Source organism: Tunturiibacter lichenicola, from assembly GCF_051013355.1.
Lineage (GTDB): Bacteria > Acidobacteriota > Terriglobia > Terriglobales > Acidobacteriaceae > Edaphobacter > Edaphobacter lichenicola_F.
The window spans coordinates 2,742,442-2,767,168 of sequence record NZ_CP132944.1; the positions used below are offsets into that span (position 1 = coordinate 2,742,442).

The following is a 24,727-nucleotide window of genomic DNA, read 5'->3' on the forward strand; positions in this document are numbered from 1 at the left end:
TCAACAGTTTCTATCGAAGCTACAAGAGCTGTGACAGCAAGTGTGGCTGTTATTGGGTTGTGCCGGTCAGGAAGATTTGGTCGGAGTGAGATGCGATGACACGATAGAGGCCGAATTGACGGGAGTTTTGTCCGCGGAGCTCGAAGAGTAGGCTGGCGCGGTTGCTGGCTTCGGCATCGACTACATCGACGAAACGCATCTGGGGGGAGCGATCGAGATGGGCTGCATCGGTCACGCTCTTGATGGCGGGTTTTAACTCGCCTAAGCCGTCGGCCTGGGCGACGATGGTGACGTAGCGCAAGGCTGCTCCTGTGCCTATTGTGTGGGCAGAATAGATGTAGGTTGCGGCACCGCCGTAGCTGAGGGTGTATGCCTTGAGCTCTTCGTCGAGCAACGGTATGGGCGCGGCTGCTGGAGTTGCGGGATGGTGGGTGCGGACGGGCGTGGTGGTTTTGGCGGCAGGTTTAGGTGTGGGAGTGGCGGTCTTTGTGGGAGTTGACATGTACGCGGCAAGCTGTGCACGCGCCATGTCCTGCATCTTTTGAAGCACGGCGGCGTGCTGGGTGGCATCGTCCCACTCAAGCGCGAAGGGGTGCACGTCTCGATTGGCTGCGTCGGATACGGCGATCATCTGATGGAGATCCGAGGGGATGCCAACGAGCTTGGGTAGATCGGAGTCGGTCATGGCGCTGGTTGGTTTGCCGCGATGCAGATTGGGTCGGTCGGGGTCTTCGTTCAAAGAGCCGGTTCCAGTAACGCTGTCAGTGTTATTCCGAGTTTTTTTGGCTTCTTCGGGGGTGTGGCGCTTAAGGGTTGGTCGATCAGGATCATTCGATGAAGGGGGATCACCGGCAGTTGTAGATCCTGTTGACCCACTGTCGGTCGTGGTGGTGTCGCCGGGGGTCCGGCGGGTCATGGTTGGCCGGTCGGGATCGTCTGTTGGCGTGCTTCCGGTTGTCGTTGTTGTTCCTGTGCTGCTGGTTTGAGTTGCAGAGGAGTCGGAGCTGGCTGGGGTACTGTCGCGGCGCTTCATGGTGGGGCGATCCGGGTCGTCAGCAGGAGTGCTGCTTGATGCTGTTGTTGTTCCGGTGCTGTTAGTTGTGCTGTCTGTGTCGGAGGACCGGCGTTTCATGGTGGGCCGGTCTGGGTCGTCGGTGGATGCGGTGCTTGTTGAACTTGTGTCTGGCTTCGATGCCGGCTTGCTTTGATCGGTGCTGGATGTTGAGTCTGCGCCTGTTTTGGTGGTGAGGTGGGGGCGGCTCGAGTCGTTGGAACTGGTGAGCACAGGCAGTGTCTTCGACGGCTTCAATGCCGATGCAGTTCTACGCGGGGCGGTGAGAGGTTTGACGGTTCCGTAGCCGAACCAGCCGTCGTCATAGGCGAGATCGCCAGTGGAGGTTGTGGCCTGAAGATGCTTTGCGTAGGCGAGGTCGAGAAATCCCTTGTCTATTCCGGCGTCCTGGAGTTCGTAGACGTTTCCGCTGAGCAGAGCGAAGGGGACGGGACGGGCGATGTAGACACCGGCGTCTTCGAGTTTGCCCTCGATGAAGAGAGAGACTGGGATGAGGCGGCTGGCGGTGGGTTTGGCGAAGTCGCCGGTCCACTCGTAGACGCCGACGGCGCGGACGACCTGCTCGGGCTTGGAGACCTTGTGCATCTGGGCCCAGATGGGGGGGCAGGTGTATGTGCTTGTTACGAGAAGGGCGGCAATGAAGCGATGGGGGATGTATCTCATAAGCCTGTCATCGAGATTAGACGCTATCGGCTGGGCAAAGTCCTATCTTTGCAGGTGGGTGCTGGTTTGTGTGGACGAAGTGGCTGAAGCGGCGGCCAGCGACAAAGTCCGCTAACATTCTGCCATGGACTCTTCGGTGTTGCTCGAAGTGAACGATCTGTCGATTGGATTCGGTCAGCATCGTGCGGTTAAGGGTATCTCTTTCTATATCAATTCTGGTGAAACGCTTGGGTTGGTGGGGGAGTCGGGGTCGGGGAAGTCGGCGACCTCGCTGGCGGTGCTGCGGCTTTTGCCTGAGAGTGCACGGATTGCTGGGGAGATTCGGTTTGAGGGTGGGGATTTACTCGCGTTGCCGGAGGAGGCGATGCGGAGGCGACGGGGACGGGAGATTGCGATGATCTTTCAGGAGCCGATGACGGCGCTGAATCCTGTCATGCCGGTGGGGGCACAGATTGCAGAGGCGGTTGCTGCGCATCATCCGGAGTTGGCGAGGAAAGCGGTGCGGGTGCGGGTGTTAGAGGCGATGGAGGAGGTTGGTCTGCCGGAGGTTGAGCGGAGAGCGAAGGACTATCCGCATCAGTTTTCGGGAGGGCAGCGGCAGAGGATCTTGATTGCGATGGCGATCGTGAACCGGCCGAGGTTGCTGATTGCGGACGAGCCGACGACAGCGCTGGATGTAACGGTGCAGGCGCAGATTTTGGCGCTGCTGAAGGAGTTGCGGCGGGAGCATGGTCTGGCGATGTTGTTTATTTCGCATGACCTTGCAGTGGTGTCGCAGGTGGCGGATCGGGTAGCGGTGATGCAGCAGGGGGTGATCGTCGAGCAGGCGGAGGCGGGGCAGCTTTTTCGGGCGCCGCAGCATGCTTATACGCGGCGGCTGCTGGCTTCGGCTCCGACGATGAAGACGGATCGGACTAAACCGCTTGCGTCTGGATCAGAAGCGTCTGGGACACTTACTTTGGGATAGGCGTTTTTGGACGTTGGAGTTGGTTCGGGCTGATTTCCCTGAATGGGTAAATGTCTATAAACTTAAAAATTGGTCGTTGGGCCAATTTGATTGCATGCGCGCGCTTATTGTTTCAGACATTCACGGGAACCTAGAAGCATTGAGAGCAGTTCTTGCCGCAGCAGAGCCGTATGACGCGCTATGGAATCTTGGCGATGTGGTTGGCTATGGCGGGAGTCCGAATGAGGTGGTGAGCCTGATTCGGGCCAAGGCGCAGGTGAATGTGCGGGGCAACCATGACCGAGTGTGCTGTGGGCTGACCTCGGCGCTTGGGTTCAACCCTGTGGCGAGGGCTGCAGCGGAGTGGACGAAGGCGGAGTTGACGTCCGAGAATCTCGAGTGGCTGAGGGCGGTGCCGCAGGGGCCGGTGACACCGGAGGAGCCTGGAGTGACTTGCGTGCATGGGTCACCGCTCAATGAAGACCAGTACATTTTGAACATGCGGGATGCGTGGGCCCCGCTGCAGCAGATGACGACTGCGATTACTTTCTTTGGGCATACGCATCTGCAGGGAGGGTTTTCGCAGAAGGGGCATGAGTGGCACGAGATTAAGACTCAGTTTCGGACGAAGAATGCCGCGGAGAGCTGGAAGATGCCGATTCCAGAGGGGACGCGACATTTGATCAATCCGGGTGCTGTGGGGCAGCCGAGGGATTGCGATTGGCGGGCGGCGTTTGTGATCTATGACTCGGAGGCGAGGGAGATTATTTATCATCGCGTGCCGTATGACCTGACGGCGGCGCAGGGACGGATTTTGATGGCGGGGTTGCCGGAGCGGCTGGCTGCCCGGCTGCGCGAAGGACGTTAGTTCGCGGATTTTTTCCGGCGTGGTTTTTGGGTGGGGTTTTGCGAAAAGTGGGCGCAAAACTTGGTTTTTCGTTGGTCACAACGTGGTTTTTGGGTGGTAAAACGTGGTGATTTGCGTGGTGTTTTTGTGGTGAGAAAAAAGCGCCAACTTTTTGAAGATATTTTTTTGATCTCTCAGGCGCAGATGTTGCCCAAGCTCTCACAAGGAAAGGTCGCCCCCTCGAACTGACTGCAGTCGGGTGGGAGTCTGCTCGTATCTCGGCCCTGAAACTGTGTCGCTACTTCCACTCCCAGACTTTTGAGACGGTGGAGCCCGTGGCGTCTACTTCGTATTCGAAGGCACCGCAGGCGTTGTTGAGGCGGGAGAGTTTTGGGACGCTGTCTGGAAGAACAACATGCCTCTGTAGCTTATTGAACCACCTGGGCCGAAGTGGCCAACGCCCGTACCGGTCCAGGTGATGCTGTCGCCGTCCTGGGTCAAGTTGAATCCCTGGCCATGGCCAAAGGTGGAGCCGTCCGGACGGACGACCGATGTATAGCTGCCGATACCGGTAGTGGGGACACCAAGTATGGGGCCGCTGTCTTCAAACGAGACTTCCGCAGTGGGAGGGTCGATGGATAGGACACGTCTGACTAGTCTTTTGCCGGTGGTTTGGACGATTAGATCTCCTAACATGGGTACACCTCATCTTTCGTTTAGGTTTGGCATGTTGTTCCCGGGGTGGGCAATTCTATACCTTTGATTGAAGGTTGGTTTGAGCTGATAAACGGCAGATGCAACGTGCTGATTCCTTCGTCAAGGTCAGATTGCTCTCGGACCAAACCTCTCGCGATGAGGGTGCGCGAGGCCTCGTTGTCGATGGAGGGCGCGTCGTCCGGTGTGCGGATCTGCGGTGTGAATCGGAGCGATGATCAATGGAATCTACTTACTCGTCTGTCGCCTGATGAGATTGATGATTTTGTTGAGTGATCGAGGGGAGTTGAAGAAACGTGACGAATTTATCGACGATGCGTGCGGCGGTGCTTAAGGAGTACAACTCGCCTCTTCGGTTGACGGAGGTGGCACGGCCCAGGGCTGGTGCGGGGCAGGTCCTGGTGCGGATTAAGGCGAGCGGCGTGAATCCTCTCGACACGAAGATTCGAACGGGTAATGGAGGTCATGCGAAGCAGACTCCGCCGGCGGTTCTGGGGATGGATCTGGCGGGAGTCGTTGAGGAGATTGGTGCTGGAGTGACAGGCTTTCGTGCGGGCGATGAGGTTTACGGGATGGCTGGCGGGGTTGGCGGGCTGCAGGGAACGCTGGCGGAGTTTGCTGCGGTGGATCCGGAGCTGCTTGCGAAGAAGCCTAACGGCTTGAGCATGAGGCAGGCTGCGGCTCTGCCGCTTTCGTTCATCACGGCGTGGGAGGGGCTGGTGGATCGCGCCGGTGTTCGCGAAGGGCAGCGGGTGTTGGTGCATGCGGGTGCGGGCGGAGTGGGGCATGTGGTGGTGCAGATCGCGGCGGCTCGAGGAGCGACGGTGTTTGCGACGGTGTCCGATGAGAAGAGGGCGATTGTTGAGCGCTATGGGGCTACCCCGATTGACTATCGTTCGATGAAGGTTGAGCAGTATGTTGCGGAGCATACGGGTGGGGATGGGTTCGACGTGATCTACGACACGGTGGGAGGGGCGACGCTGGATGACTCCTTTGCTGCGACGAAGATCTATATGGGGCACGTCGTGAGTTGTCTTGGATGGGGGACGCATAAGCTCGCGCCGCTGTCGTTTCGTGGGGCTACTTATTCGGGGGTGTTTACGCTGCTGCCGATGTTGACTGGTAAGGGCAGAGGGCTTCACGGGGAGATTATGCGAGAGGCGACGAAGCTAGCAGAGGCCGGAGCGCTGACGCCGCTGATGGATGAGCGGCGTTTTACGCTGGAGACGGCGATGGAGGCGCATGCGCTGGTGGAGAGCGGGAAGGCGCTGGGGAAGGTTGTGGTGGAGGTCGGAAATTAGGACTTTTACTTGAACTTACTCAAGTTATGTATATCCTGTCCTGGACCGATGGTGAATCGGTCTGACTCAAGCGCAGCAAGTTTATGTGAGGTCCTGTGCGTCGTTCAGTTCTGATTGTCTCAGTGCTTGTTGTTTGCGCTTCCGGAGTTCTGCTCGCACAATCGGCTACAGCTGCGCGCAGACTGGAATCAATTCCTCTGGAGCTGGAGGCGAATCCGGACGCTGCTCATGATCCTCAATGGGCGACAGAACTTGATACCATCGTGCAATCAGCGACAGTAGATGACGTAAAACGAGTCCTTCCGGCCATCGTGAGTTTGACCGAGTCGTCTCATCCAAAGCTTCGAGCCACTGCGCTTCTCGTAATGTTTGCGATTGTTACCGGAAGCAAAGATGCCCTTACAACTGATGAAGCCATCGTGCCCTACCTGCCTCGTTTAGAACCACGACTTATGGATTCGTTCTCCCCTTGTCGGGGAATGTCGCTTCTACTATTCCAGGCGTTTACAGCCATTAGGCCTGTCGCTCCGGTGTTGATCCAAGCGGCACTTACAGTGTTGAAAGATCCGCAGAGTACGCATGCAATGTCCAATACGACTCCTGGTTCATTGCCAAGAAGTGGGCCTTCACCGGGGCCGCAAATGCTATGGATACTTCTTCCTGCTGCTGCTACTTTTTACCTCGATCCCGCGACAAACTTTACAGAGGGGCGCGATTCCCCTGAGGTGCAGTCAGCGATCATTGAATTTCTGCACCGTTCGGATCAGACACCGGAATCGCTCTCCGAGTCGATTCGAGCACTCACCGTTTCGCAGGTGCAAAACCCTGATGTTAACGCTGCACTGCTGCCGTTACTCAGTTCAACCGATGTAGACCTGCAAAAAGCCTTGCTAGGCCAACTCGCGAGACTGACTTTTACTCCAGATGATTTCGCCTCTGCCCGCATCCGCGTCAAATCGATCGCAACCGACCCAAACAGTCCGGCGGACTTACAAAAGCTCGCTGGTTCGCTCTTGTCATGTTGGTCGAATGATCGACATCACGGTGTCTGCCCAGTGCTCTAGCTGCAGTGAAGATTTTACCGGGCATGGGGCGCTTGGGAAGGTTGGTGGTTGAGGTTGCTAAGTAGCTGTCTGCGGGTGCGTGTGGCCGGTGATGCTGCCGTTCAAGATGCTCATTCAATGAGCGGGCCGATATACGAGGCCGATCACAACTCCGACGACGATCCACTCCACCGAGTATGCGACGGCTTGTTGTGCGGTGAGCTTTAAACCGATGTTCAGATTGACGTAGTTGTGAATCACAAAGGCGCAGAGCGAAAACACCGCGACCAGAAGGCCGAATCGCGCACCTTCAGCGATGCCCGAGCCGCCGCGGTAGAGCATCGCGTAGATGATCGTCAGGACAACCATCGCGACGAACATTGCGATCATCCCAACCGGCATAACGCTCTTGATCGCATCTTGCGACCGGTAGACGGCGGGATACTTCATGAACTCGGTTCGCAGTGGCAATAATGCGAACGAGAGTCCGCCCAGGAGAAAGTAAGCTATGAAGGCGCAGAAGGCCGCGAGGAAGATGCGTGGGAGGTTCATGGGCGATCCTCTTCAATCAGGAGATGTAATGAGGCCCAGTCATTCGCAAGCTTGCGCTCATCGCGCGAGCCAACTCATGATACCCCTTCTATCTCGCCAACTGAGGAAGCGACTGCACCAGTGAAGTCGCTTCATGTCGTCATAAGCGTGAAAGCTTCTCCTGCCTGATCTTCCAGTCGTCCGACAAGAACATACGTGGCCCTACCTCGATGAGGCGCGGCATCATATTGAAGACGGCGATCCGGTTCCACGGCCCGCCATTCCGCATGCGGAAACCTTTCTCATTGAGGTCGCTGACGATGCTTGAATAGGAGAAGTCCTGTCCGAGCAGATCCATCATGAGCATCAGGACCTGATTTTCACGGGGATCGACCTCCAGGCGCTGGCAGTCATCCGAGATGCGCAGGCCGTATGGGATGCTTTCGTTGAAGGCGCCTTCTGTAGGAGACTCCCGGTCGGGCAGCTCCCTTCGCCACTCGATCGAGACCATCTGCCAGCCGGCCGCTGTGCGTTGTTGGATCACCTCAGGACTAAACGGGCCTGAGATTACGTCGCGAATCCGTTCAAAATGAGCCATGAGTCAGCCTCCGTGAAGGTTACGGTTTGACGGAAGTAGGAGGCAAATCACCCGCCAAACTGCATTCGCCCGCAACTGCTTCCCTCACATCGAATTAGCAGCCATTACCCGACCAAGCTGAACTCGCGGGTCGTCCACTTCCGCAAATTGCTGTCCGCTTTTGAACGCCTGACGTTAGCCTAAGCAACAACTGGCTCGCTTCATCTTGGTAGTCGCACGTTCTCCGCGGCAACCAATGAGAAGATAGAAGGAGCATGCTTCAACTCTCCTCTGCCGGTAAACGCTTCGGCCAAAAACTCCTCTTTGAAGACGCGAACTGGCTGATCACGCCGGACGAGCGCACTGGTCTGGTCGGCGGTAACGGCACGGGCAAATCCACGCTTCTCAAGATCCTCGGCGGCATGGAGTCTCTTGATTACGGCGTCATTACCCGTAATAAAGGCGTTACGCTGGGCTATTTGCCGCAGGACGGCCTCGCGCTTCGTGGCCGCACGGTCTTTGATGAGTGCCTCTCGGTCTTCGACCATCTGCACGAGCTTGAGCGTGAGTCGATTGAGTTGACGACGGTGCTCTCAGAAGCTGACCCGAAGTCGAAGCAGTATCTCGCTGCGGCGGAGCGATACTCCGACATCGCCGACCAGTTGCATGTGCACGATATCTACAACCTCGACTCGCAGGTGGGCGCCGTTCTTGGTGGGCTTGGATTTACCAAAGAGGATTGGGGGCGGAATACGGAAGAGTTCTCTGGTGGCTGGCAGATGCGTATTGCGTTGGCGAAGCTGCTGCTGCAGAAGCCGTCTCTGTTGTTGCTTGACGAGCCGACGAACCACCTCGACATCGAATCGCGCAACTGGCTGGAAGGCTATCTTCACGACTACCCAAACGCCTACGTTCTGATCTCGCATGACCGCTACTTTCTCGACGTTACCGTGAATAAGACCGTGGAGCTGTGGAACAAGCGCATGCATACGTACCACGGCAACTACGAGAAGTACGTTGCGCAGAAGGAAGAGCGGCGAACGCAGTTGATGAATGCGTACAAGAATCAGCGCGACCGGATCGACGCGCTTGAAGCCTTCATCAACCGCTTTCGATATCAGGCGACCAAGGCCAAGCAGGTACAGTCGCGCATCAAGGAGCTGGAGAAGATCGAGCGTATCGAGGTGCCTGAGGATGAGTCCACGATTCACTTCAGCATCCCGCAACCTCCTGCCAGTGGCCGCACTGTTCTTGAAGTGAATAACCTGAAGAAGGTTTATCCGACGCCCACCGGCGGCGAAAAGCTTATCCTCGACGATCTCAGCTTCACGATTGAGCGTGGTGACCGCATCGCGCTTGTGGGTGCGAATGGCGCGGGTAAATCTACGTTGATACGGCTGCTGAGCCATCAGGAAGAGGCTACTAGCGGGACGATACGCGAGGGCCATAATGTGCTCTCGGATTTCTTCGCGCAGGATCAGTACAAGGTGCTCGACCCCAACGCGGGGATGCTCGACGACATCAGCTCGGCTGCGCCCAAGGTTCCTGTGGTTGAACTGCGTTCGTTGCTTGGGTGTTTTATGTTCTCGGGCGACGATGTGTTCAAGAAGCTTGGGGTTCTCTCGGGTGGTGAGCGCAATCGGTATGCTATGGCGAAGATGCTTGTGTCGCCGAGCAACTTCCTTCTGCTCGATGAGCCTACGAACCACCTTGATCTTCGCGCCAAGGATGTACTGCTGGACGCCATTCGCAACTTCACCGGCACTGTTCTTTTCGTTTCGCACGATCGCTACTTTATTGACGGTCTTGCCACTCGCGTCTTTGAGGTAGAAGACCGCCGCCTCCACATCTACCCCGGCAACTATGAAGATTACATGTGGCGGAAACAGGGTGGACCTGAAAAAGTAACTGAGCAGATTACAAGTTCTCTTGCTCCTGCGCCTGTGGCACCGGCCCCTATTGTTGAAGCTGCACCCGCGCCGATAACGCCTGCGGCGTCGAACATCAAGCGCTTGAATCCGATCAAGCTCAAACAGCTTGAAGACCGGCTTAGCCACGCAGAAGAGGAGATTCCTCGCCTCGAATCTCTCATTGCTGCCGCCGAGGAGCGGCTTGGGAACTTCACCTCTGCTGATCAATCGCAAAAAGATGCGGCGGAACTTGATGAACTCCGTACAAAGCGAGCCACGCTCCTTGCTGAATGGGAAGAACTCTCTCTCACTCTCGAGGAACAACAGACTGCGTGAACCTCATTATTCAAGCTCGTTAACTTGTACAGATACCTTTCGCAAGGCGTCCTGCAAGGTGCCCTTGAAGATGAGAATCTTCATCTCATAGTGCGCGTGTGCACCATGCGGTAAAGGAACCTGGGGATCAACATGTTGGCAGGTTAGTTGCGGGTTCGTCCAGACGTTCCCAGGATCGCGCGAAAAGCTAGCCGCAACCCACGTTTCATCCTGGGACAGAGTTGCAATCATTGGTGTATCAACGCGATCAGGGCTATAGCGATAGGTAATGCCATCGTCGCGTCTCTGAACAAGGTCAGTCGGGACGGGAGCGGTGTAGGAAGCTAGATAGCGAACCGGGAACCACTCGGTAAGCGGCATAGTCAGTCGTTCCGGCGTGCGAAAAGCGAGAAGCGCGAAGCCGTCTTTGTGGTGAACGTAGGTTCGCTCCAGACGAGGATCGTAGAAGACTGCGTGAAAGCGTGGATCTGTGATTGCTGTCGCCATGTCGTAGTCGGTCGCGCCGCGGTTGACGAAGTCGTAGTGGAAGAGGATGCCATCATCGACCAACGTCGCTCGCGCTACGAAGTGGATCTGGCCGAAGTCGGTTTCATATTCAAGAGCATTGCCGACCTTCTTCCATCTTGGCGCCTTGCTCGCTGGATTGTGATCGTAGATGTAGAGATGCTGTGCCTCGATCTGGCCGTGAGAGCGAACGGTGACATGCTCCGGCAGGAGAATCTTGAAGGTGCGATCGTTGGGAGGCCCGTCCGGTATGGTGACAGATAATGCCGGGTCTTTATCTGCTGCGTCAATCGTCATCTTGATGCCCGCAGGGTTCTGGATCTCGGGTGCTTGGGCTCGGACGGCAAGCGGGAAAAAGGTGCTTGCAAAGAGGATGAGCGCGCAAGGTGGCATGGAGAGAAGGAGCTGATTGGCCCAGGCGGAGTAGCCGACGTGAGAGAGTAGGGTTTGACCGGATATCGGCACGGCGAAAGTATATCGCTGGGCCAAAGTGAGGATGTTTTGAGAGGGATGGGTGGTACAGCAGATTCCTTCGCTTCGCTGCGGAATGACAACAAAAGAACAGGCAACGGCAATAAAGGGTGCGGAGATGGCGTTGTCGCTTGTTCGTTGGAGCTTGTGATTGGGCTTATTTACTGCTGTCTACCGCTTTTGACGACTGATGTGCGTCCAATCTGGAGGAGTTCGATTTGAACGCGACTGGTGAGGAACGAGTTGTGGTGGAAGAACGCCGGCGGTGGTGGCGAAGGCGGTGGGTGATGTGGACCGGCGTGGTTTTTGTTGGGATTGCGATTGCAGGTGCGTTGCTGGTGGCTTGGGGGTTGCGTCAGATACAGCCGATGCTGCGGAAGAAGGTGGTGGAGACGCTCTCGGCCCGGTTCAACAGCCCGGTGGAGTTGGATCGGCTGTCTCTGTCGATGACGAAGGGCATCCTTGTGAGTGGAGGTGGGCTGCGGATCTTGTATCTCGCGGGACCGACTAAGCCGGATTCGAGGCCGAATGCGCCGCCGATGCTGAGCGTGGATAACTTTGAGTTCGGCGCTGGATGGCGCGAGCTGATAAAGCCGACGACGCGGCTGGTGACGGTGAAGGTGAATGGTCTGCGGGTGAATATTCCGCCGAAGGGGAACAGGGGGGACCTGGATAATCCGAAGCGGAGGGGGCAGTCGGCGCTGGGGATTGTGGTGGATCGGATTGAGTGCACGGACGCGAAGGTGACGCTGGAGACGAACAAGCCGGGGAAGAAGCCGCTGGAGTTTGCGATCAGCAGCCTGGTGCTGACGGATGTGGGGGCAAAGAAGCCGTTGAACTACACGGCGGTGCTGGTGAATCCGAAGCCGGTGGGGAATGTGCGATCGACGGGGCACTTTGGGCCTTGGCAGGACGATAATCCGCGGGACACGCCGCTTGATGGTAACTATGAGTTCACGCAGGCGGACCTGTCGTCGATTCATGGAATTGAGGGGATTCTGGCGTCGAAGGGGAGATTTGCCGGGACGCTGGGGGAGATTGCGGCGGAGGGGGTGGCGGATGTGCCAGCGTTTCGGCTGGATGTGAGTGAGCATGCGCTGCCGCTGCACACGGAGTTTCGTGCGGTGGTGGATGGGATGACGGGTGATACGCGGCTGGAGTCGGTGAGGGCGCGGGTGGGACATTCGGAGCTGACGGCTTCGGGGTCGGTGACGCGAGCGGTGGGGGCACCGGGACATACGACGGATCTGCATGTGGTGATGGAGCGCGGACGGATCGAGGATATGCTGACGCTGTCGTTGAAGGGGAGTCCGGCGTTGATGCGGGGGGCGCTGGCGACGAAGACGCATATTCTGATTCCGCCGGGGCCGGTGAGCGTGTCGCGGAAGATGCGGCTGGAGGGGACGTTTTCGATTCATGATGCGCTGTTGAACAACGAGAAGATGCAGCAGCAGTTGAATGCGATGAGCGAACGGGCGCGGGGGAATCCGAGGCTGGCAAATGCGCAGGATGCGGAGACGGTGTCGTCTTCGTTGAGCGGGACGTTTTCGCAGGCGGATGCGGTGATGCAGATTCCGCAGCTGGAGTACGAGATGCCGGGAGCGCAGGTGACGATGGTGGGGCAGATTGAACTGGTGGGGAGCAGGTACGAGTTTCATGGAAAGGTGAGGACGGCGGCGACGGCTTCGCAGATGACGACGGGGTGGAAGAGCCTGCTGCTGATTCCGTTCGATGGGCTGCTGAAGAAGAATGGGGCGGGCGTGGAGTTGCCGATTCAGATGTCGGGCGTGGGGTCGGCGTATGATCTGCGGCTGGATTTTCCGCATAACACCGGGATATCGGTGGGGGCGACAAGTGGCCCGAAATGAATACAGTGCGCGAGGAGGAACTTCCGGTGGTGCTCCGGTTGGAGGGGGTGGTTGGAGACAAGGGCGGGTCGCTCTGCTAGTGTCAGACTTGAGGATTAAATGCCCGGGAGTGCAGCCGGGAAGTTTTTGGAAGCAGGAAGGTTTACTTGGAGTTTGATGTCCGGACAGCCACAACTTTTTCAACCCACTGAACCGACGGTGGAACCTCGGCCGGTAAACGAGAGCGAACCTGCCAAGAGGACAGCTCCCGTGTGGCTGCAGCGGCTATCGTTGTTCGTGCTGGTGCTGTTCTGCGTCTATCTGGGTGTGCTGGTGATGGTGCTGCCGTGGTGGACTCGGATATGGGATCGGAATGCGTTTATTCTGGCGAGGCCGTGGTTAGCGGCGGTGCTGCATAATGGCGCGGTGCGGGGGATGATATCGGGGCTGGGGCTGCTGGATATCTGGATCGGGATCTCGGAGGCGGTGCACTACCGCGACTACAGGGGATGATCGACTGCGGGAGTTCTACCAACTGGATGAAGAGATGACGAAGCCAAAGTTGACGGACGACGAGCTGGAGCAGGCTCCGCTTGCGTATGAGAATGGGGATTTTTTGAACTCGCCGGATGGGCGGATGCTGCGGATTCTTGCGGAGTATCAGGAGCCGATGGCGCGGTTTCGACGGGAGCGGATTCAGGACACGGTGGTGTTCTTCGGGTCGGCACGATTTCGGGCGCTGGATGTGGCGAGCTCGGAGTTGGAGCTGCTGGCGAATACAGGTTCGACGCAACCGGCGCCGGAGCATGAGCAGCCCGCGACGGCTGAGGAGATTGAGAGCGGGGTGGCGAGTGCGCTGAAGCTGCGGTTGGCCGAGGCTGCGGTGGAGATGGCGCACTACTACGAAGATGCGCGGAAGCTGGCGGGGATGGTGGCTTCGTGGTCGAAGACTCTGCCGGGGCGGCGGCACCGGTTTGTGGTGACTTCGGGAGGTGGGCCGGGGATTATGGAGGCGGCCAATCGCGGGGCGTATGAAGCAGGGGCGAAGTCGATCGGGTTGAACATCAGGCTGCCGTTTGAGCAGCATCCGAACCCTTACATTACGCCGGCGCTGAGTTTTGACTTCCACTACTTCTTCATGAGGAAGTACTGGTTTGCTTATCTGGCGAAGGCGTTGGTGGTGTTTCCGGGTGGGTTTGGGACGCTGGATGAGATGTTCGAGCTGCTGACGCTGGCGCAGACGAAGAAGCTGGCGAAGAAGATCACGGTGGTGATCTATGGGTCGGCTTACTGGAAGAATGTGATCAATCTGGAGTTGCTGGCTGAGAAGGGCGCGATCGCGACGGCGGATTTGGAGTTGTTTCAGTTTGCGGATACGCCGGAGGAGGCGTTTGCGCTGCTTACGGCCGGGTTGACAGAGAATCATCTGGAGTCGGACTACGAGCGTGAACAGGCGCGGCTGGAGAAAGAGGAGATTCCGGATCATCCGGCGCCAAATGCTCAGGAGATGATGGGGCCGGATATCGCGAAGACGCGGTAGGTGGTTTGTTGTCGGGTTGGTTTGAGGCGTGTTCTGGCGGATACGTTCGGATCACGGAGAGGTTGTTCGTAAACGTTGATATCGATTCGGAACTCTAATAAGGAACGGATTTTTTTCATAGTGCTCGCGTGTTTCGTCTTTCCGGCGACCGTAGTGCTTTCGCTGCTGCCCAACGGAGAGAAGACTGCTCTTCATACCAAGGGCAGGTTTCATTCGGTGGGGCACTTTGTGATCTTCGGGCTCCTTGCTTATGCTGCGGGAAGAACGACTCGATCGGTGCAGGCTCGGATCTTCCTGTTCGCCGGCGTGCTGCTATTTGGATTTGGAGTCGAACTTGCCGAACATCTGACCTATAAGGCTGCGCTGGAGTGGACGGATGTGTTGATCGACTTCCTTGGGGTGCTTGTGGGGACGCTGATTGCATTCCTAGGTGCATCGAGTGAGGGTTGATTCGCAGCGCCCTGCTCGTTTTACGGGTGACCGTGCGGCTGCGGATTGCGTAGGAGATGATGTCCGCATTTTTTGGTTAGAGACAGCGGGGGCTTCACTTCTCTCAAAATGAAAGAGTTGTAGGCTGCTTTCCTTTCCAAGTGACCTTATGATGAGGTTATCGGAGGGTGCGCGACGTGTGTTTTTCGGCGGCAGCAAACTTTACGGGCAGCGCGGTTCTGGGGACGATTGGGGTGCTCACCTTTACGAAGGTGAAACATCGCAGGGAGCTGTTGTTTGCTTCGCTTCCGACGCTGTTTGCGGTTCATCAGTTTATTGAGGGGTTTGTGTGGCTGGGGTTGGATGGGGTGTTATCGCCTGCGGTCACGCATAATATGGGCGCGGCGTTTATGTTGTATGCGCAGGGGCTGCTGCCGTTTCTTATGCCGCTGAGCGTGGTGCTTTTTGAGCCGAATATGAAGAGCCGGCGGCGAATGGTGCCGTTTCTGGTGGTGGGAGCGTTGACTACACTTTATATGCTTTGGGCTCTGGCAGCTTATCCGACGCAGATCTACGTGCGTGGCAACAGTATTGTGTATATGAACCCTGCGACGAACTTCACGGCGGTCGCGGTGTTCTATGTGATCGCGACGTGCGGGTCGCTGCTGTTTTCGAAGGTGAAGGACATGGTGATCTTCGGCGTGGCGAACGTCACGATTTTGCTCGTGGTGATGGCGGTAAAACGGTATGCGTTCACTTCGCTGTGGTGCGCGTATGCGGCGGTGGCGAGCGTGATTATTCTGACGTACTTCTGGAAGAGTAAGGATCTCAGACCGTTTCGATATCTCGGGGCGATGTGACGAAGTATGGAAGGCGGCTCGAATCTGCAAGGGCTTTTTGACGCTACAACCTTTGGGGAACCATTGAAGGCACGGGATTTAGGGATATTGAAGCTCCATTGTTGGTGCAGTCATATCCACGTCACATAGCGATTCGATACTGCACTCGTAAGCAGCCTGAAAATCTGGGGGTAGCCGATGAGCCAGTCGAGCATCTCGTATCTGTGGCGCGAACCGGAGGCGGCGAAGGGCTTCACGACGGGCGTGTCGCTGCATAGCCATACGAATCAGTCGAAAGAGACGCTGGATTTCATCTCGGAGCTGTCGAAGGACTGGAGCTTTCTGCAGCCGATTATTCATTGGGGAGAGCGGCGCAGTAAAAGGCTGTCCGGTATCGATGCCAATTATGCGAAGGCTTACTGGACGCCGCCGTTGACGCCGAGTCTGGCGTTCGATCTGGAGCGGAGACAGATCGAAGACAAGCTGCAGATTCAGAGTCTGGTCTCGATCACGGATCACGATGATATTCAGGCGCCAATGTTGCTGCGCTCGGTGCCATCGTCACGGCATATTCCGGTGTCGGTGGAGTGGACGGTGCCGTTTGGTGCGACGGCGTTTCACCTAGGGATTCATAATCTGCCGAGCGCGACGGGTGCAGCGTGGATGGAACGGTTGGCGGAGTTTACAGCGATGCCGGTGATGACGCGTCCCCCGAAGCTGTTGACGGAGATGCTGGCTGAGCTGGATGAGATTTCGGGAGTGCTCATCGTCTTCAACCATCCGCTTTGGGATCTGTACCGGGTGGGTAAGGAGAAGCACGAAGTTTTGGTAAATGAGTTTCTGGCGGTGAATGGTCAGTACGTTCACGCGCTGGAGTTGAATGGGCTGCGCGACTGGAAGGAGAATCGCGAGACCTCGACGCTGGCTGGGAAGTGGAACCAGTTGGTGATCAGCGGCGGCGACCGGCACGGCGTGGAACCGAATGCAAATGTGAATCTGACGCGGGCGACGAGCTTCAATGAATTTGTACACGAGGTGCGGCGCGAGCGAGAGAGCCATGTGCTGTTCATGCCGCAGTATGCAGAGCCATGGAAGCACAGGATTCTGCAGTCGACGCTGGATGCGATTCGAAACTATCCGGAGTTTCCGGAGGGTTCGCGGAGATGGGATGAGCGGGTCTATCATCCCGACGCGGATGGGGTGATCCAGCCGATGACGCGGCTCTGGATGAATGGTCATGCTCCGGCGTACTTTCGGGCTGTGCTGGTGATTGTTCGGATGATGGGTGCGGGACCTGTCTCGAGCGGACTGCGGATGGCGTGGAATGACAGCGTCGAGATGCGGGCCACGCTGGCTAAGATGGACGCTTCGATCTGAATGGCGGGGTGAGGCCTGAGGCGCGACTTCGGGAGATTGTCGTGCGAATCGGCAACGGTGCGGGGTAGTCTAGAGCGATGCGTACGCCGCGTGTTGCCTATCTTCCGGACTCCTTTCATGAGGTCAATGGAGTAGCGCATACCAGCCGCAACTTTGTGGCTTATGCGCAGCGGCATGGGTTGCCCTTTTTGTGCGTGCGGGCGGGTACGCGGGAGATATCGTTCGAACAGGTTGGAGAGCTGCGGACGCTGGAGTTGGAGCGTAGCCGAGGTTCGGTGCGGATGGAGAAGGACCTCGAGTTCGACACACTGTTCTGGCGGCATGGCGGCGCGATACGGCGGGAGCTGGAGCGGTTTCGTCCAGGCGTGATTCACATTACGGGGCCGAGTGAGCTGGGGATGTTCGGCGCATACTTCGCGTGGGAGATGGGGATCCCGTTGGCGGCGTCGTGGCACACGAACCTGCATGAGTATGCGGCCCGCAGGATTGGCTGGTTGACTGGACGGTTTCCGGAGGAGTCGGGGGCGACGATCGAGCGCGGGGTTGAGGGCGGTGCGCTGTGGGCTACGTCGCGGTTTTATAAGTTGGCAAAGGTTTTGTTCGCGCCGAATGATGAGCTCTGCGAGATGTTGGAGCGGGAGACGGGAAGGCCGTGCCACCTGATGCAGCGGGGTGTGGATACGGAGTGGTTTTCGCCGGCGCATCGAACACGCGAAGCGAGCGATAGAACCGTGGTGCTGGGATATGTAGGGCGGCTTTCAGTTGAAAAGAATGTGGCGCTGCTGGCGAGGGTGGAGCGGGAGCTTCGGGCGATGGGAATGCGTGATGTGCGATTTCTCGTTGTGGGACACGGGAGCGAAGAGGCTTCGTTGCGCGGAGAACTTATAGAGGCTGAGTTTGCCGGGGTGTTGCGAGGAACTGGTCTAGCGGAGGCGTACGCAAATATGGATATTCTGGTATTTCCCTCGCACACGGACACGTTTGGGAATGTGGTTTTGGAGGCGCTGGCGAGCGGTGTGCCGGCGGTGGTGACTCTCGATGGCGGCCCGAAGTTTATCGTGCGCGATCAGGAGACTGGATTTGTAACGAAAGATGATCTTTTTTCGGAGGCGGTCGCGAAGCTGGTCGCAGACCGAGAGCGGCTGGAGCGAATGCGGCTGGCAGCGCGCGAGTATGCGCTTCAGTGCAGTTGGGATGCGGTGTTCGAGCGAGTGTATGCGGGATACGAGACAGCGTTGCGGCGAGCGGCCGGCGACTACTGATCGTTCATGTTCTGCTGTGCTCGCTGAAAGGCGTACTTGTTGATGTGAACCCAACCCCGGAAGGGGAGGTTAACGTCGGCGATGGCGAGCAGCACCAGCGTGATGAGCAGAGTGAAGAAAAAGACCTGGAGCGCGTGAAGACGAGGGTTCGCTGAGCCGAATAGAGCAGCCGAGGCGATAGTCAGAAATCCACCGACGATAAGAACTGCCCAGAAGATGGTTGGGAGGCGGTAGGCGCTTTGCAGCAGGCGGGTGCGGCGGTGTTCTGTGAGAGAACTTAGCTCTGAGATGGCGTGGTCTTCGGCGACTACTTCGGTAGGGGTCTCTATCTTTGCGGACATCAAGGTCTTCCACATCGCTTGATTGATGCGGTGGCTCTCATCCGGTATCTGAGCGTTGGCCATCTCGGACCAATCCTGATTGACGACCGCGTCGGCGTATGCGCGCGCTTGATTCTCAAGCAACGTCCGTTGCTGAGTGGGGAGGCCCTCGGCTAACCGGTAGACATTTCTGAGGGCGTTGGCTTCGAGATCTACGTTGATGTTCGCCTCGCCGAAGGTGGTCCATACCGTGTAGAGCATGAAGCCGAGGATGACCGCGTATGTCGTGCCGAGAATGTTGAGCTGCCAGCCGATGAGATCGTTGTGGACGCGGCGTTGGTCGCGCGGCCAGAGGCGGTCCAATAGCACCATAAACAGCATGGACGCGGTCATGGTGACGATGAGAATGACGATGTTTTGTGTGAGAGTCAGCATGGGCGGTGAAGTTCTCCGGGCGATTTCCAAGCTTATACAATTTTCGGCAATTTTCTTCGGTTAAATTGCGACGGTATTGATCAGGCGAGGTCAGGCGTTCGCGGCCCTGTCGACTTAGCCGATGCGTCTGTGTCGGTAAAGCCAGTTTCAGACTGTTGTGTGCAGATTAGACAATTTTCTTTATGGAGTAGAAACTGCAAACGCAGATTCCCTGCGGGAATGACAAACAAAAAAGCGGAAGCGACTCTACCTCAGCTGCGGCATCGCTCTAGTAGTGCAGTTCGCCGATGTAGGCGGTGTATGGAGGGAGCGTCATGGACTCCAGGTGCATCGTGCCCATGTTGTCGTCGGATCGGAGGACCGTGCGAAGGAAGCTGCCGCGTAGATGAAGGCGTGTGATGTCGGCTTTGAGGGAGAGCGGCACTGGTTGAGCGGTGAGGTTCAGGAGGATGACGAGAACGGGCGAGATGGAGGAGACCGTTTGAGGCTTGCGGACCATGACCAGAACGTTTTGATCGTCGCGGTTGATGGTGATCAGAGAGCCGGAGTTGAGTGTGGCGTTGCCATGGTGGAGGGAGCTGAGTTGGCGATACCAGTTGAGAAGCGAGTCGGGGTTGGCGTCTTCCAGTGCCGCGTTAGGAGAGGTTGTAGTCTCCAGCGCTGGAGCTGATTTATTTTTTTCTGGGGGAGCCTCCCAGTTGATGAGTGGAGTCGTTGCGTCGCGCACGCCTAACTCCTGACCGTAGTAGAGGAGGGACTCGGCGCGGGTGGTGAAGAGGAGAGTCGCAATGAGCTTGGCGATGGCGACGTCGTGTTGGCTGTCGCCGTAGCGGCTCATACTGCGTTTGTAGGTGGGGCCGTCGGTGGCTAGGAGGGGCAGGCTGTGGCCAGCTTGCAGGATGTCTTGTAAGGTCTCGATGGCTGGACGAATGATTGTTGCGTTGAGGGTGGTGCTGGTGCCGGGACGGGTATCCAAGACGAGTTGCGGGAACTGCGGATTGGATGGTCTGTAGGTCCGTTGGCGAAGATCGGGTGTGAGCGTGGGGTCGGCGTCCGCGATGACGATGCGCTCGCCGAGATAGCTGCCGGTGGCTCCGCGGAGAGTGAAGGCTTGAGCGTGCGCGTTGTCGTCGGTGCCGGTGACGTGGAAGCCAGCGATGCCGCGGTTGAGCCAGAAGCGCGCGACGTTGGGAAGGTCGGTGTTGGGGATGGCGGGGTCGAGGTCGAGGAGGACGCGGATGTGACGACGGCTGGCCTCGCGGATGAGGTCATCGAGATCGTCGAGTGTGCCTAGGGCGGGATCGATCGCTTGGGCGTGGGCCGGGTCGGGCTGGATGGGTGTGAGGAGGATCGCGTCGGTGCCGAGGGAGTGGATGTAGTCGAGGCGCTGCGTGACGCCGTGGAGGCTGGTGCCGTTGTTGGGGTTGAAGTTTGCGGGATTCACCTGATAGATGACGGCGTGCTTCCACCAGAGGTCGGTGGTGATTCCGGAGCCGACCCAGCCTGGGCGGGCGAGAGTTTGAGTGAGCGCGAAAGGCGGAAAGATGGCGGCGCAGGCTAGGCAAAGGGAGAGGAGTCGGCGGGGAGTCGGCATGGATAGGGGCATGTTGCTTGCTAGCTTGATGCTACGCGAGAAGGTTGGTGAGCGGGAATGATGGTTTGTGTGCGTGAGGATTCTACAGAGCTTGCGGTTTGTATTGGCTCTTGTGTTTGGTGAGATGAGGCTCTATGGTCAAAAGAAAAAGGAGATTTGCATGAGAGGTTTTGCCGCTGTGTTGACGGGGGCTGTGCTGTTTGCGGCTCTGCCTGGCTTTGCGCAGTTTAATGCTCCTGATACGCCATCACTACCGTCGATGCCTGCTGTTGCGGGCCAACTTGCGGCGAAGTATAAGGCCGACGCGGACAAGATTCTGAAGGCCAGTGAGACGGATGATGATGGCTATGTCGCGTTGACGTATTTGTGCGATCACATCGGCAAGCGGTTAAGTGGAACTCCGCAGTTGAATACCGCAGTGGAGTGGGGCGCGGAGTTGATGCGGAAGGCGGGGTTGCAGAATGTGACGGTGCAGCCGGTGATGGTGCCGCGATGGGTGAGGGGGAATGAGTCGGCTGCGATTGTGGCGCCGGTGACGAAGCCGCTGCATATGCTGGGGCTAGGGATGAGTGTGGGGACGCCGAAGGATGGGATTACGGCGGGTGTGGTGTTCGTGCCGAGCTTCGCGGCGCTGGATGCGATGACGCCGGAGCAGGTGAAGGGGAAGATCGTGGTGTTCAATCCGGGATGGCATGGCTATGGGGTGAACGTGATGTATCGGGCGCTTGGTCCGTCGAAGGCGGCGGCTAAGGGCGCTGTGGGTGTGTTGGTGCGGTCGGCGACGGGGTTGGCGATGCAGACGCCGCATACGGGCGCGCTCCACTACGACGAGAAGGTGACGAAGATTCCGGCGGCTGCGATCTCGGTGGAGGATGCGCTGATGATCGAGCGGCTGGCGAAGGAAGGGCCGGTGACGGTGCATCTGCAGATGGACGCTCATATGGAGGCTGATGTGCAGGCCGGCAATGTGATGGGCGAGATTGTCGGGAGTGAGCATCCGGAGCAGGTGGTGTCGATTGGTGGACACATCGACTCGTGGGATGTGGGGCAAGGAGCGCAGGATGATGGTGCGGGAATTATGGGGGCGTTTCAGGCGGTGACGTTGATCCATAAGCTGGGGCTGAAGCCGAAGCGTACGATTCGCCTGGTGTTCTGGGTGAATGAGGAGAACGGCGAAGCTGGTGGGAGAGCTTATCGCAAGTTGGTTGGCGACAAGATCGGCGATCAGGTGGCAGCGATTGAGGTGGATGAAGGAGCAGAGAAGCCGCTTGGTATGGGTTTTGGTGGCTTTGCGTTCATGATGCCTGGAGCTCCAGCGTTCGATGTGACAAAACTTTCTGCGGATGAGAGGCGGTCGTTCGAGGTGCTGCAGGATATCGCGTCTCTGCTGGGGCCGATTAGAGCGGATACGGTGTCGCCGGGCGGGGGTGGATCGGATATCGAGGCGATTACCGATGAGGGCGTTCCGTCGCTGAGTCCGCGGACGGAGGCTACGCACTACTTCGACTGGCACCATACCGAGGCGGATACACTGGACAAGGTTGATCCGGTGGAGTTGCGGAAGAATGCGGCGATGCTGGCGGTTGTCGCGTATGTGCTGGCGGATATGGATGGTCGGTTGGTGGGGACGAAGGCGTCTCCGAGGTAGCTTGCGGTGGTCTTGTGGTTGGAGCGGCGGATGTTCTCTTGAAATTCACGCCGCTCCAATTGACAGGGCACGTTGCTCTCGGTAGCCTCGAAGTCCGGCGGCGATTGGTGGGCCAATCTCTCTGCTGTCCGAATCCCAAGAGCCCTTGTCGGCGGCGCACGTGATGCGGATGAGGCGGAAGGCTGGACTTTCTATGAGCACACGAGCAGATTTCAGCGTTGATGAGTGGGACCTTCTGCGTTCCTCGCCGTTTATGGCCAGCATTCTGGTGGTGGCGGCCAGTCCCAGCGGTCCTGTTGGACTGGTTCAGGAGTCAACTGCGGCGGGCAAGATGATCCTGCAGGCGGCTGGATCGGCGCAGACTCCGCTGCTGAAGGATCTCGCGGGAGATCTGACGCAGAAGATGTCGATTCCTAAGCCGCCGGCCGGTGCTACGCCCGGACAGGTGCAGGGAGCTGCAACCGAGATCCTGAAGCGGACATCGGATCTGCTTGCGCAGAAGGCGACGCCTGAAGAGGCGACCGAGGTGAAGCAGTGGCTCGCGGGCGTTGCAAAAGCGACCGCTGAAGCCACAAAAGAGGGCGGCTTCCTTGGCTTCGGTGGCACTCTGGTCTCGGATGAAGAGAAGGCCGCGCTGGCTACGGTGAACTCTACTCTGGGGCTTGCAGCGTAGTCAGCGGGCTGTTCTCGATCAGTCGATGTCGAAGCTGACGCCTTGGGCGAGCGGCAGGTCGGTACCGTAGTTGATGGTGTTGGTGGCGCGGCGCATGTACTGCTTCCATGCGTCGGAGCCGGACTCGCGTCCGCCGCCGGTCTCTTTTTCGCCGCCGAATGCTCCGCCGATCTCTGCGCCGGAGGTGCCGATGTTGACGTTGGCGATGCCGCAGTCTGAACCGATGGCGGAGAGGAAGAGTTCAGCTTCGCGGAGGTTCATGGTGAAGATGGATGAGGAGAGACCCTGGGGGACGTCGTTGTGGAGGCGCAGGGCGTCGTTGAGGTCGGTGTACTTCATGACGTAGAGGATGGGGGCGAAGGTCTCGCGCTTGACTACATCAGGTTGGGGGTCAGCCTGGTTGGAGATTTCGACCAGAGCGGGACGAACGTAGAAGGCTTCGGGGTTTTGCTGATTGGTGACGCGATCGCCTCCGGTGATGGTGGCGCCATTGCTGCGAGCTTCGTTGAGGGAGTGCTGCATGGCGTTGAAGGAGCGCTCGTCGATGAGCGGGCCAACGAGGGTGCTGCCTTCGCGTGGGTCGCCGATGACGACGGAGCCGTAGACCTTTTTGAGTTGGGCGACGAGCTTGTCGTAGACGTCAGTGTGGACGATGAGGCGGCGGAGGGTGGTGCAGCGCTGACCTGCTGTGCCCATGGCCGAGAAGGCGATGGCGCGGAGGGTGAGGTCGAGGTCGGCGGTGGGGGTGACGATGGCGGCGTTGTTTCCGCCGAGTTCGAGGATGGCTTTGGCGAAGCGCGCGGCGAGTTTAGGTGCGACGGCGCGGCCCATGGCGGTCGATCCGGTGGCGGAGACCAGAGGGATGATGGGGGATTCGACGAGCTGCTGGCCGACGGTGGCGTCGCCAATGAGGAGGGTTGCGAGGCCTGCGGGGATGGTTCCGAATTTGGCTTCGAACTTCTTTGCGGCGCGGTCGAAGATGGCTTGTGTGGCGAGCGCGGTGAGGGGAGTTTTTTCGCTGGGCTTCCAGACGACGGAGTCGCCGCAGACGAGGGCGAGGGCGGCGTTCCAGCTCCAGACGGCGACGGGGAAGTTGAAGGCGGAGATGACGCCGACGACGCCGAGGGAGTGCCATGTCTCCATCATGCGGTGCTTGGAGCGCTCGGATGGGACGGTGAGGCCGGCGAGCTGGCGGGAGAGGCCCGCTGCGAAGGTGCAGATGTCGATCATCTCCTGGACTTCGCCGTAGCCCTCGGAGAGGAGCTTGCCGGTCTCGATGGTGACGAGGCGGCCGAGGGAGTCGATCTCGGCGCGGAGCTCTTCGCCGAGGAGACGGACGAGTTCGCCGCGCTTGGGGGCGGGGACGTTGCGCCATTCGAGGTAGGCGGTGTGGGCCTGGGCGATGGCTTTGCGGGCGTCTTCGGCGGTGATGGTGGAGATCTGCGCGATCACTTCGCCGGTGATGGGGGTGCGGACGGTGAGGTTGCCGGTGGTGGTGGACACGCCGAGATGGGCGAGGATGTCTGCGACTTCTTGTTTGATCGTCATGATTTGTCTGGATTGTTCTCGAGGCTAAGCGTAGATGGTTGATGTAACGGGTGGCAAGTCAGCGGCAGGGGGCCACCCCCCCGGGGTTGGTATTCGTAAGATTCACTGAATCAACGACTTAGATAGTGACCCCTCCTGCAAATATGTCCAATCAAAGGGGTTACAAGTAAATATGTCCAACCAAAGGAGTTACGGTTCGCAATAAAAAAAGCCCCAGTCTGGTGGGGGCTTTTTTCTTGATCTACTAACAGTATAGCGGTTGGAGGGTAACTGATACGCCACGCGAATGTGCAGGACTGG

At 58.2% G+C, this 24,727-nt stretch carries 22 protein-coding genes; 14 read left to right on the forward strand and 8 right to left on the reverse strand.

The window, feature by feature from the left end:
- Positions 1-49 precede the first annotated feature (49 nt).
- Positions 50-1,735, reverse strand: a complete 1,686-nt coding sequence (locus RBB82_RS11720; protein ID WP_433975314.1) for a hypothetical protein — start codon at positions 1,733-1,735, stop codon at positions 50-52.
- Between the two features lie 124 nt (positions 1,736-1,859).
- On the opposite strand from RBB82_RS11720, the gene RBB82_RS11725 reads away from it, so the two are divergent.
- Positions 1,860-2,702, forward strand: coding sequence for an ATP-binding cassette domain-containing protein (locus tag RBB82_RS11725; protein WP_433975316.1), 843 nt, complete (start codon positions 1,860-1,862; stop codon positions 2,700-2,702).
- 94 nt (positions 2,703-2,796) lie between these two features.
- The gene (locus tag RBB82_RS11730; protein ID WP_433975317.1) at positions 2,797-3,549 is read left to right on the forward strand and encodes a metallophosphoesterase family protein; all 753 of its coding nucleotides are present in this window, start codon (positions 2,797-2,799) and stop codon (positions 3,547-3,549) included.
- Positions 3,550-3,870: 321 nt separating this feature from the next.
- On the opposite strand, the gene RBB82_RS11735 is transcribed toward RBB82_RS11730, so the two are convergent.
- Entirely contained in the window at positions 3,871-4,224 is a 354-nt protein-coding gene (locus RBB82_RS11735; protein WP_433975318.1) for a hypothetical protein, read from the reverse strand.
- Positions 4,225-4,538: 314 nt separating this feature from the next.
- Between RBB82_RS11735 and RBB82_RS11740 the strand changes: the two genes are divergently transcribed.
- Both RBB82_RS11740 and RBB82_RS11745 read left to right on the forward strand, forming a co-directional pair.
- Positions 4,539-5,543 (forward strand): zinc-dependent alcohol dehydrogenase family protein, encoded by a 1,005-nt coding sequence (locus RBB82_RS11740; protein ID WP_433975319.1) that lies wholly within the window; start codon positions 4,539-4,541, stop codon positions 5,541-5,543.
- A 95-nt stretch (positions 5,544-5,638) separates the two neighbouring features.
- Positions 5,639-6,607: a hypothetical protein gene (locus tag RBB82_RS11745; protein WP_433975320.1), complete on the forward strand. Its 969-nt coding sequence runs from the start codon at positions 5,639-5,641 to the stop codon at positions 6,605-6,607.
- Positions 6,608-6,721: 114 nt separating this feature from the next.
- On the opposite strand, the gene RBB82_RS11750 is transcribed toward RBB82_RS11745, so the two are convergent.
- Positions 6,722-7,138: a hypothetical protein gene (locus RBB82_RS11750; RefSeq protein WP_433975321.1), complete on the reverse strand. Its 417-nt coding sequence runs from the start codon at positions 7,136-7,138 to the stop codon at positions 6,722-6,724.
- 139 nt (positions 7,139-7,277) lie between these two features.
- Positions 7,278-7,715 (reverse strand): hypothetical protein, encoded by a 438-nt coding sequence (locus tag RBB82_RS11755; protein WP_433975322.1) that lies wholly within the window; start codon positions 7,713-7,715, stop codon positions 7,278-7,280.
- Between the two features lie 254 nt (positions 7,716-7,969).
- On the opposite strand from RBB82_RS11755, the gene RBB82_RS11760 reads away from it, so the two are divergent.
- Entirely contained in the window at positions 7,970-9,940 is a 1,971-nt protein-coding gene (locus RBB82_RS11760; RefSeq protein WP_433975323.1) for an ABC-F family ATP-binding cassette domain-containing protein, read from the forward strand.
- Between the two features lie 6 nt (positions 9,941-9,946).
- Here RBB82_RS11760 and RBB82_RS11765 read toward each other — a convergent pair whose 3' ends face one another.
- Positions 9,947-10,909 carry a hypothetical protein gene (locus tag RBB82_RS11765; RefSeq protein WP_433975324.1) on the reverse strand — a complete coding sequence of 321 codons (963 nt, stop codon included), beginning with the start codon at positions 10,907-10,909 and terminating at the stop codon, positions 9,947-9,949.
- Positions 10,910-11,133: 224 nt separating this feature from the next.
- Here RBB82_RS11765 and RBB82_RS11770 point away from each other — a divergent pair, with 224 nt between their 5' ends.
- The 7 genes from RBB82_RS11770 to RBB82_RS11800 all read left to right on the forward strand — a co-directional run bounded on the left by RBB82_RS11770 (position 11,134) and on the right by RBB82_RS11800 (position 18,209).
- The gene (locus RBB82_RS11770) at positions 11,134-12,783 is read left to right on the forward strand and encodes a hypothetical protein (RefSeq protein WP_433975325.1); all 1,650 of its coding nucleotides are present in this window, start codon (positions 11,134-11,136) and stop codon (positions 12,781-12,783) included.
- A 156-nt stretch (positions 12,784-12,939) separates the two neighbouring features.
- Complete coding sequence (locus RBB82_RS11775; protein ID WP_433975326.1) at positions 12,940-13,275, forward strand: hypothetical protein; 336 nt, start codon at positions 12,940-12,942, stop codon at positions 13,273-13,275.
- Positions 13,276-13,309: 34 nt separating this feature from the next.
- The gene (locus RBB82_RS11780; RefSeq protein WP_433975327.1) at positions 13,310-14,302 is read left to right on the forward strand and encodes a TIGR00730 family Rossman fold protein; all 993 of its coding nucleotides are present in this window, start codon (positions 13,310-13,312) and stop codon (positions 14,300-14,302) included.
- A gap of 120 nt (positions 14,303-14,422) precedes the next feature.
- Positions 14,423-14,752, forward strand: coding sequence for a hypothetical protein (locus tag RBB82_RS11785; protein WP_433975328.1), 330 nt, complete (start codon positions 14,423-14,425; stop codon positions 14,750-14,752).
- Positions 14,753-14,919: 167 nt separating this feature from the next.
- A complete protein-coding gene (locus tag RBB82_RS11790; RefSeq protein WP_433975329.1) occupies positions 14,920-15,591 on the forward strand; it encodes a DUF6629 family protein in 672 nt (223 codons plus the stop codon).
- 177 nt (positions 15,592-15,768) lie between these two features.
- Positions 15,769-16,947, forward strand: coding sequence for a hypothetical protein (locus tag RBB82_RS11795; RefSeq protein WP_433975330.1), 1,179 nt, complete (start codon positions 15,769-15,771; stop codon positions 16,945-16,947).
- Positions 16,948-17,024: 77 nt separating this feature from the next.
- Complete coding sequence (locus RBB82_RS11800) at positions 17,025-18,209, forward strand: glycosyltransferase (protein WP_433975331.1); 1,185 nt, start codon at positions 17,025-17,027, stop codon at positions 18,207-18,209.
- Here the strand turns inward: RBB82_RS11800 and RBB82_RS11805 are convergent.
- Together RBB82_RS11805 and RBB82_RS11810 are read right to left on the reverse strand one after the other, a co-directional pair.
- Entirely contained in the window at positions 18,203-18,964 is a 762-nt protein-coding gene (locus RBB82_RS11805) for a DUF4239 domain-containing protein (protein WP_433970643.1), read from the reverse strand. The two genes, RBB82_RS11800 and RBB82_RS11805, sit on opposite strands and share 7 nt — an antisense overlap.
- Positions 18,965-19,232: 268 nt before the next feature.
- Positions 19,233-20,570, reverse strand: a complete 1,338-nt coding sequence (locus tag RBB82_RS11810; RefSeq protein WP_433970645.1) for an alpha-amylase family glycosyl hydrolase — start codon at positions 20,568-20,570, stop codon at positions 19,233-19,235.
- 148 nt (positions 20,571-20,718) lie between these two features.
- Between RBB82_RS11810 and RBB82_RS11815 the strand changes: the two genes are divergently transcribed.
- Positions 20,719-22,206: a M20/M25/M40 family metallo-hydrolase gene (locus RBB82_RS11815; RefSeq protein WP_433970646.1), complete on the forward strand. Its 1,488-nt coding sequence runs from the start codon at positions 20,719-20,721 to the stop codon at positions 22,204-22,206.
- A 193-nt stretch (positions 22,207-22,399) separates the two neighbouring features.
- On the forward strand, positions 22,400-22,879 hold the full coding sequence (locus RBB82_RS11820; protein WP_433970647.1) for a hypothetical protein: 480 nt from the start codon (positions 22,400-22,402) through the stop codon (positions 22,877-22,879).
- Between the two features lie 18 nt (positions 22,880-22,897).
- Here RBB82_RS11820 and amaB read toward each other — a convergent pair whose 3' ends face one another.
- Complete coding sequence (gene amaB, locus RBB82_RS11825) at positions 22,898-24,427, reverse strand: L-piperidine-6-carboxylate dehydrogenase (protein WP_433970648.1); 1,530 nt, start codon at positions 24,425-24,427, stop codon at positions 22,898-22,900.
- Positions 24,428-24,727 lie beyond the last annotated feature (300 nt).

Coding starts and splice junctions, on each gene's coding strand:
- RBB82_RS11720 (WP_433975314.1), bottom strand. CDS start 1,735: ATGAGATACATCCCCCATCGCTTCATTGCCGCCCTTCTCGTAACAAGC.
- RBB82_RS11795 (WP_433975330.1), top strand. CDS start 15,769: ATGAGCCAGTCGAGCATCTCGTATCTGTGGCGCGAACCGGAGGCGGCG.
- amaB (WP_433970648.1), bottom strand. CDS start 24,427: ATGACGATCAAACAAGAAGTCGCAGACATCCTCGCCCATCTCGGCGTG.
- RBB82_RS11725 (WP_433975316.1), top strand. CDS start 1,860: ATGGACTCTTCGGTGTTGCTCGAAGTGAACGATCTGTCGATTGGATTC.
- RBB82_RS11750 (WP_433975321.1), bottom strand. CDS start 7,138: ATGAACCTCCCACGCATCTTCCTCGCGGCCTTCTGCGCCTTCATAGCT.
- RBB82_RS11780 (WP_433975327.1), top strand. CDS start 13,310: ATGACGAAGCCAAAGTTGACGGACGACGAGCTGGAGCAGGCTCCGCTT.
- RBB82_RS11820 (WP_433970647.1), top strand. CDS start 22,400: ATGAGCACACGAGCAGATTTCAGCGTTGATGAGTGGGACCTTCTGCGT.
- RBB82_RS11755 (WP_433975322.1), bottom strand. CDS start 7,715: ATGGCTCATTTTGAACGGATTCGCGACGTAATCTCAGGCCCGTTTAGT.
- RBB82_RS11800 (WP_433975331.1), top strand. CDS start 17,025: ATGCGTACGCCGCGTGTTGCCTATCTTCCGGACTCCTTTCATGAGGTC.
- RBB82_RS11760 (WP_433975323.1), top strand. CDS start 7,970: ATGCTTCAACTCTCCTCTGCCGGTAAACGCTTCGGCCAAAAACTCCTC.
- RBB82_RS11815 (WP_433970646.1), top strand. CDS start 20,719: ATGAGAGGTTTTGCCGCTGTGTTGACGGGGGCTGTGCTGTTTGCGGCT.
- RBB82_RS11810 (WP_433970645.1), bottom strand. CDS start 20,570: ATGCCCCTATCCATGCCGACTCCCCGCCGACTCCTCTCCCTTTGCCTA.
- RBB82_RS11730 (WP_433975317.1), top strand. CDS start 2,797: ATGCGCGCGCTTATTGTTTCAGACATTCACGGGAACCTAGAAGCATTG.
- RBB82_RS11735 (WP_433975318.1), bottom strand. CDS start 4,224: ATGTTAGGAGATCTAATCGTCCAAACCACCGGCAAAAGACTAGTCAGA.
- RBB82_RS11775 (WP_433975326.1), top strand. CDS start 12,940: ATGTCCGGACAGCCACAACTTTTTCAACCCACTGAACCGACGGTGGAA.
- RBB82_RS11805 (WP_433970643.1), bottom strand. CDS start 18,964: ATGCTGACTCTCACACAAAACATCGTCATTCTCATCGTCACCATGACC.